Source organism: Nocardia miyunensis NBRC 108239, assembly GCF_001613065.1.
In the GTDB taxonomy this organism is placed as follows: domain Bacteria; phylum Actinomycetota; class Actinomycetes; order Mycobacteriales; family Mycobacteriaceae; genus Nocardia; species Nocardia miyunensis.
Window position 1 is genome coordinate 1 of sequence record NZ_BDBQ01000207.1, and the last position, 577, is coordinate 577.

General features: G+C 67.8%; 1 protein-coding gene. It reads right to left on the reverse strand.

Annotated elements, in window-relative coordinates; translation table 11 throughout:
• The coding region (locus NM2_RS47020) for a GGDEF domain-containing protein (protein ID WP_157122150.1) at positions 1 to 577 on the reverse strand (577 nt) is incomplete at both ends.

A 577-nucleotide genomic window follows, 5' to 3' on the forward strand; every position in this document is an offset into this window, starting at 1 on the left:
GCTCGGTGGCTCGCCGGGACCGGTGTCGAGTATCCGCAGGACCCATCGGTCCTTGCTGCGGGTCTTGGCGTGGTAGAGCTCGCGGTCGGCGGCCTCGAGTAGGGCTGCGGCGTCGGTGTTCGATGCGGTCGCGGTGATCGCCCCGATACTGGCTGACACCCACAGACTGTGGTCACCGACGGTGATCGGGCAGGCCAGCGCCGACAACATGCGGTCGACAACGGCAGCGACTCGCAGGTCGTCCACCGGTGGTGCGAGCAGGGCGACGAATTCGTCGCCGCCGATGCGGGCAAGGGTGCAGTCCTCGCCGGTCAGACCGTCGTGCAGGAGGGTAGCTACCGCACGTAGGACCTGGTCACCGATCCCGTGCCCGTATCGGTCGTTGATCTGTTTGAACCCGTCCAGATCGACGAAACACAGCCCCACCCGGTCGTCACCGTCGACCGTGGCGCTCAGCGTCTGGATCTGCTCGAGGAGATGCCGCCGGTTGGGTATGCCCGTCAGCGGGTCGTGCCGCGCCTGCCGGTGCAGTTCGTCGTCCAGGCGACGCCGCTCGGTGACATCCTCCCCAACGGCG